The sequence below is a fragment of the Pseudoalteromonas luteoviolacea NCIMB 1942 genome, from assembly GCF_001625595.1.
GTDB classification, from domain to species: Bacteria; Pseudomonadota; Gammaproteobacteria; order Enterobacterales; family Alteromonadaceae; genus Pseudoalteromonas; species Pseudoalteromonas luteoviolacea_A.
This window is the reverse complement of sequence record NZ_AUXT01000112.1, coordinates 145,770-152,930: the sequence shown is the minus strand read 5'-3', so window position 1 is coordinate 152,930 and position 7,161 is coordinate 145,770. Positions and strand designations below refer to the sequence as shown.

At 42.1% G+C, this 7,161-nt stretch carries 4 protein-coding genes; all 4 read right to left on the bottom strand.

Translation table 11 applies throughout. From position 1 onward, the window contains the following. Positions 1–135: 135 nt before the first annotated feature. The 4 genes from nagP to mutT all read right to left on the bottom strand — a co-directional run bounded on the left by nagP (position 136) and on the right by mutT (position 7,148). Positions 136–1,437: an N-acetylglucosamine MFS transporter NagP gene (nagP, locus tag N482_RS06360; protein WP_063376251.1), complete on the bottom strand. Its 1,302-nt coding sequence runs from the start codon at positions 1,435–1,437 to the stop codon at positions 136–138. A 281-nt stretch (positions 1,438–1,718) separates the two neighbouring features. Beyond that, positions 1,719–4,325, bottom strand: coding sequence for a family 20 glycosylhydrolase (locus N482_RS06355; RefSeq protein WP_081227794.1), 2,607 nt, complete (start codon positions 4,323–4,325; stop codon positions 1,719–1,721). A 278-nt stretch (positions 4,326–4,603) separates the two neighbouring features. Then, a complete protein-coding gene (locus N482_RS06350) occupies positions 4,604–6,667 on the bottom strand; it encodes a M13 family metallopeptidase (protein ID WP_063376250.1) in 2,064 nt (687 codons plus the stop codon). 88 nt (positions 6,668–6,755) lie between these two features. Further along, positions 6,756–7,148 (bottom strand): 8-oxo-dGTP diphosphatase MutT, encoded by a 393-nt coding sequence (mutT, locus tag N482_RS06345; protein WP_063376249.1) that lies wholly within the window; start codon positions 7,146–7,148, stop codon positions 6,756–6,758. Positions 7,149–7,161 lie beyond the last annotated feature (13 nt).

Sequence of the window (7,161 nt, the reverse complement as noted above, 5' to 3'; positions counted from 1 at the left end):
AAATTTAATGAAATTGGTATTACTTAACAATGGCGTTTGTAACCGCTTGGAATGCTTTAATGCGCACAAAAAAATGCCACCTTAAAGGTGGCATTACACACGGGATTATTTCTACTTTGAAATAGAAATTCTTTGTTACTTCCAGCTTCTCATTTTGTGACCTTTCAAAGCGTAGAAGAGAATAAATATATAACTTGGGATCATGAGGCTATAAGCGCCCTGTGCGCCTAATCCAGCCACATTTCCTAGTCCTATTAATAAAGGCCCTAGAGCACCACCGGCAATACCCATAATTAATAGGCCAGATGCTGTGCCTGTTAGGCGACCAAGCCCATCTAATGCCAGCGGCCAAATTGCAGGCCATACCATTGCGTTAGCAAAGCCTAATAATGCGATACACAATAGCGGATCTGGTAGCTGAGGTCCACCAAAAGGAACCAGCAATATGTTAGAAATTGCAAAAGAAGCGTTATCACCCATTACAACGGCCAATACCGTGATAATACCAGCGATACCAGACATCACCAGCGCATTCTGCTGCGACATAAAACGAGGGATTAATATAATACCAATTGCATAGCCCAATAGCATACAAGCCATCGTATAGGAGGTCATGATTGAGTAGTCAGCAATACCTAAATGCAATGCATAAGATCCGATAGTATCAGCAGCTATAACTTCAACAGCGACATATAGCGCGATACCAACAACACCTAACACTAAATGAGGGTGTTGTAGCGCTTCTCTAAGTTCACCTTTAGAAGTTTTACCTTCTTCTTCAAAAACCAGATCAGGTAATGGTGCAAACTTGGCAAATAATGCAAATAAGAATATCAAGCCTGCAATCGCCATGTAGGGTGTAATAAGGCTATTCGCCATCGCATCTTTCTGTTCTTGTGAAAGGCTTTCTCCACCTTGTACAACACCACTTACAACAACCGCGGCAAATACAATCGGCACGATTACGCCAGCCGACTTGTTAAGTAGTCCCATGATACATACACGAACCGCCGCCGATTTTTCAGATCCCATTTTTACAACATATGGATTAACAGCAGTTTGTAATACTGTCTGCCCTACACCAATTAGTAATTGGGCAAGTAAGAATATTTCAATTGCCTGTATTTTAGCTGCGGGAATATATAACAACGCTGACAACGCCATAATCACACAGCCCACAGCCATACCATTTTTATAACCGACACGCTTTATTAGCATTGCAGAAGGAATACCTGCAATTGTTACAGCAATGTAAAACGAGGAAATAATAAACGATGCTTGTAGTGGGGATAATTCAAGCATCTGCTGTAAAAAAGGTGTAATAGCTCCATTAAGCCAGGTGATACACCCCAATATAAAAAACATAGAACCAGCCAGTGTCATTGGCAACCAGACACTCTGCTTCGCTTTTTCATTCATATCCACTGTTGCTTCCATAATACTCTTCTTGTTTGCAATTAAATTTTATTACAATTTTTGCTGATGGCTATGTAAGCCATCGGCTCTCAACATATTATTATTTTCTACCGATTCACTCAGTCAGGTTTTCAGCAGTAAGCTAAGGTCAAAGCACTGTCTTCGCTTTACGCAGTACAAAAATGACAGCGCTGACATTTAACTTTACGTTAAAATCTACTTTATTACTAGTTAGAAATTATACTAAATAGTATTCAAAAAAGGGGCAAGCGCCCCTTAAGTATTTAAAAAAATGTAAATTATCACTCTAATCCAGTGATACGGCTATATTTTTTACCATCTAATGTAGTTCTTAGTCGAACAGTTTGAGTATCTGTCACTGACATCGGACCTGTATACTTCTGCCAAGTACCGCCCTTATCGAAACTAACCTCAATGGTCAAGTATGCAAAAGCGCTGTTTGCTATAACCATACCGTTTTCTATGATAGCACCAGGGACAGGTAAGTTGATGTTCACTCCGGACTCGGTCAAACGGGTAAGCTCCTTTAAAGCCAACGTTGCGGAAAACTCTTGCCAGTCTGCAGCTAAGGCTTTTTCATCACGTATTTCTGCTTCCCACTTTGCTTTATGCCAAGCACGTTCTGCTACGGTTAACACGCGTGGGAACATCATCGCCATTACTTGCTCTTCAGTACGAATTGTTTCCGTCCACACCTGTCCTTGCATTCCAAGGATATTTTCTGGTCTTTCCAATGCTGGCAATGGACGCCCGACGAGGGCTTCTAGGTTGTCAATCGACTCACCATTTCTTGTAAAGTCAGCGTTCGCATAAACATAGTCGGGCATGTAACTAAACGCTTTTTTAGTGTCTGTGTAACGTGCAGCCCAGTAGTAACCTCGTTCTTCAGGATGTGCTTCATAGGGGTGATCAAAATATAAATGAGTGCCGTGAGAAAGTATCACTTGATAGCCATCATTGGCTAATCGGTGGGCTCTATCGGCTACCCCCCACTCCCAAATGTTATCCCAAACATTTGCCGTGAATACTTGATTTGGGAATTCATCACGTTTAAATGGGTTTACTCGATCATACATTAGGCCATCTTCCCAGGCGCCTGGCGCGATACCTCGCTTTGCAAAGATCTTCGCAACTCGTTGCGTAAAGTACGGCTTGAGATCTGCTGGGCCAGCTATTCCATTATTGGCATCTTTAAATAGCGCCTGACAAGCTGGAGATTTGGCCCAAGAGCCAGCACCCACTTCATCACCACCAAAGTGTAGGTTAGTTAAACGTGTGCCAGCCTCACGGTACATACCTTGAAGTTCATAAGTGACTTTCTCGATGAATGCATACGTCGAGTCCATACATACGTTGATAGAGTTATCTGTATAGTTTTGTACCGTTAGGTATTCAGATTTATCTTCAAGGTCACTCAGCAAGTAAGCTCTCGCTTCAGCTTCCTTACCCTGTTCTTTCAGTCTATAGTAGCGCGCTTCCATCGCTTTAATAGCTGCTCGTGCATGGCCTGGCCCTTCTATCTCTGGGATAATGTCGATGTGTCTTGCTTTAGCAAATTTCAATAGTTCAACAAAATCTTCCCTCGACAAATAGCCATTACCAGATCCTGATTTGAAAGGCCCTGTTCCAAGCTGAGTCAACAAACAATCGCGCTCTTGCAGATCAAAGCAACGGTAGCCGCCAATTTCTGACAATTCTGGTAAGTCAGGGATCTCTACTCGCCACCCCTCATCATCTGAAAAGTGCCAGTGAAACTTATTCAGCTTGTAACGAGCCATTTGCTCAACGAGCTTGAACAACGCATCTTTACCGTGGTAGTTTCGTGCGTTGTCATAGTGCATACCTCTCCAACCGTAGCGCGGAGTATCTTCTATTTCGACATTGGGGACCTTAATCGTTCCGCTTTGCTCTACAGGAAACAGTGACAATAAACTCTGAATACCATAGAACACACCGGCATTATCAACACCGATGATTTCAATCTTATCGTCATCGACTTTAAGTTTATAACTACCTGATGCTCCCTGATAGTCGCTCCGGTCATAGCTGTTCGATTCGACTTTTAAATAAATTGTCGGGCTTTTACCTGCTTTAACATGATCGGGTTGTGCTTCAAGCGACAGCCCGTGTGATTGCAAGTCTTCTTTGAAGACTGCCACTTCAGATTTTAATCTACCTGCAAAGCGAATTTGCCAATTGTGATTTAGTTCCGCAACGCCTCGATTAAAGTCAACGCTATATGGCTTTGGAATGATGCGTTTTACAGCGGCTTCTTTATCAACTTTTATAGAATTAAAATTGTGTTCATAGCGCCACGCAGCAGTTGCCAGTGGAGAATAATCAAGAGGTTCATTATGGCGCTTTAATTGGTTTTCACGACCAAATGGCGCAACAAAGCTCTTCATATTTTCTGTATTCGTATTGGCAAAAATTGCCGGAGTTTGGCCATTAGCCACGATAAAAGCACGTGGCATGAAGTCTGTGTACGCAGCAATCCAAGCAGCGGCTTCAAATTCGACTTTAATTGACTTGTTCGGCGCTAGACCTTGGAAACTATCCGTTGGAACCAGCCTATGCAAGTCACCATTAATATGTTCTATTTTTAGTCCCGTAGCTTCACTTGTTTTTATTTTCCGTACAGAATGAATATATATTTGCCAATCGCTTTTTCCTTTTGGAAGCGCGACATTTGAATGGTTTTCAAGAGACAAAGAGCCAATAAAGCTGCCAGCACCACCATGAAAGTTGTTTTCAACCGAAAATGTGAGTTGCGTATTTTGTGCAAAGGCATCTAGCTGTGATTGGGAGAGCGCCGCGTTTGCACCAAACGATGTGGCGATCAACGTTGTTGCAAATACTTGCGTCAGCATGTTTTTTCTAAAATTCATATCAGCTCCTAAAGACTAAGCCCTGAAACCACATTTTAGCAAAAGCTTGTTTGTACTGCTGTACACACTTAATTGTACTGATTAGTGGTATTGTTTTTACGCACCAAACAGGCTTTTGAAGGGCTTCGGAGAATAGTACTAACCAACTTATTGTTAGCTTTTCATCATATCGAAGAAAAAATGACAGCGCTATCAAATTTTAAAAAAGCCCGTTTATTCCACAAAAAAACCTGCTCAAGCAATGCCCAAAGCAGGTTTTTATAGAAGAGATTACAAAGTTACCAAATTTTCACACGTTCTTCTGGCTTGATGTACATGCCATCGCCTTCTTTTACATCAAAGGCTTTATGAAACTGCGGCATATTCGACAAAATGCCAATTACACGATACTGGCTAGGAGAGTGAGAATCTGTCATGAGGCGATTTCTCAATTCTTCGTCTCGATACTCTCTGCGCCAAATTTGAGCCCACCCCATAAAAAAGCGCTGCTCACCCGTGTAACCGTCAATTTCTGGCGCGGTTTGACCATTTAAAGATAACTGATATGCTCTAAGTGCAACGGTCAAACCACCCAAGTCACCAATGTTTTCACCTAGTGTAAGTTGACCATTGACATGGGCGTCTTCAAAAGGCTTGAACTGGTCAAATTGTTGAATAAGCTTTTGCCCCCTCGCTTCAAATTGTGAAAGATCACTTTGTGTCCACCAATTTCGAAGGTTGCCATCACCATCATATTTAGCCCCTTGATCGTCAAACCCATGACCTAACTCATGGCCTATTACAGCACCAATTGCGCCGTAATTTACTGCATCATCAGCCTCTAAGTTAAAGAATGGTGGTTGTAAAATTGCAGCTGGGAACACAATTTCATTATTAACTGGGTTATAATAAGCATTGACTGTTTGCGGGGTCATGTACCATTTAGAGCGATCTACCGGCTTGCCCACGTCATTAAGCATATCTCTATATGCCCACTCGTTATAACGAGCAAAGTTACCCACTAAATCATCCGCACTGATTTCTAACTTAGAGTAATCGCGCCATTTATCTGGGTAGCCAATTTTAGGCGTAAACTTATTTAATTTTTCTTTTGCAGCCACTTTAGTTTCAGGGCTCATCCACACCAACTCATCTATCGATTGAGAAAAACCAGCAATCAGGTTATCAACCATCTTGGTCATTCGCGCTTTCGCTTCTGGTGGAAAGTATTCTTTTACGTAGATTTTTCCTAGCAGTTCGCCTAGCACATTGTTACTGGCGTCGACAGCTCGCTTCCAAGTTGGCGCTTGCTCCTCTACCCCTCTTAAGGTTTTGCCATAAAACCCAAAGTGCAAATCAACAAGTTTACGCTCCAGCATTTCAGCATAATTGCTAGCAAAATGAAAAGTTAAATAATCACGCCATACATCTACATTATTTTCTTTAATCACATCAGACAATGCTGTGAAGTATGTAGGTTGGGAGACGATAACCTCTTCTAAATCGGCCCCCAATGCATCTAAATATGCTTCGATATCAAAATCAGTGAGTTGCTTATTGAACTCTTTAACATTGAGTTTGTTATACGTTTTGGATGCATCTCGACTGTCTACTCGGCTCCACTGAGCCTGAGCAATTTGGGTTTCTAGCGCAATGATAGTCTTGGCAGCTTCTTCTGCTTGCTTTTCATCATACCCAAATTCGAACAACATATTGGTTATGTAGGCTTGATACTCAGCCCTGACGTTTAAGAACTTTTCAGTATCTTTAAGGTAAAAGTCTCTATCAGGTAGACCTAGACCAGTTTGATATAAATAAAGCGCATTGACACTAGAATTCTTGGCATCATTATTCACATACCACGCCATAGGCGTTGTGCCCCCCTGCATGAGCACTTTTGCCATTAATTGAGGAAGTTGTGACTTATCTTTTAATGCGCGGATAGGTTCCAGGTAGTCATTTAGCGCAGCAACACCGAGTTCTTCTCGTGCCAATTCGTCAGTGTAACTTTTATAGAAGGCACCCAGCTTATATTCGTCGCTGTCTGGGTTGGCGTTACTATTGTTCGCAGCACCCTCCAAAATAACACGCAGCGCTTTTTGCGACTCATCATACAATTCGCTAAACGAGCCATAATTAGATTTATCCGCTGGGATCTCTGTTTTTTCAAACCACTTGCCGTTTACATGGTAGTAAAAATCGTCTTGAGGGCGAACTGAATGGTCTATGTTTTCCAGCTCAATTCCAGAGATTAGGGATTGTTGTTGCGTAACTGCCTGTGGTGCTTCTGTTTGTGGCTGCTCACTGCACCCAACTAAACCAAGCGCCAAAGCTATACCAAATGCAGCGTATGATTTGCGCATATTTTTGACTCCATACTTTATATACACAAATCATACCCTGCCCACTGAAGTTTTTACAACTTGCAGTGAAAACAATTGTAACGGCTTATTAAAATGTTGATAGCGCGTCGATAATCGCAAGATTTGCTTTTGGAAACTCGAGACTTTTTAGTTCATCATAGTCCACCCATTGACTTGGTTGGCCTTCTAATCCACTCGGTCTTCCGGAAAACTGATCAACAACGTGGACATGCAAACATACCTGTTTATCACCGTAATCATGCTCAATTGTCAGCAAGTGCATAGAAGCCGTCACTTGAATGCCTATCTCTTCTGATAATTCACGCTGCAAAGCAAGCTCAACACTCTCCTCAGGCTCAACTTTACCACCAGGGAACTCCCATAGCCCCCCTTGGTGTTGCTCTTCAGAACGTTTACACACAAAATATTTACCTTGTTCGTAAATAACGCCAACGGCCACGTTCACGACTTTTTTAGTCATTTTTGATCCTCAT

Coding starts and splice junctions, on each gene's coding strand:
- nagP (WP_063376251.1), bottom strand. CDS start 1,437: ATGGAAGCAACAGTGGATATGAATGAAAAAGCGAAGCAGAGTGTCTGG.
- N482_RS06355 (WP_081227794.1), bottom strand. CDS start 4,325: ATGAATTTTAGAAAAAACATGCTGACGCAAGTATTTGCAACAACGTTG.
- N482_RS06350 (WP_063376250.1), bottom strand. CDS start 6,667: ATGCGCAAATCATACGCTGCATTTGGTATAGCTTTGGCGCTTGGTTTA.
- mutT (WP_063376249.1), bottom strand. CDS start 7,148: ATGACTAAAAAAGTCGTGAACGTGGCCGTTGGCGTTATTTACGAACAA.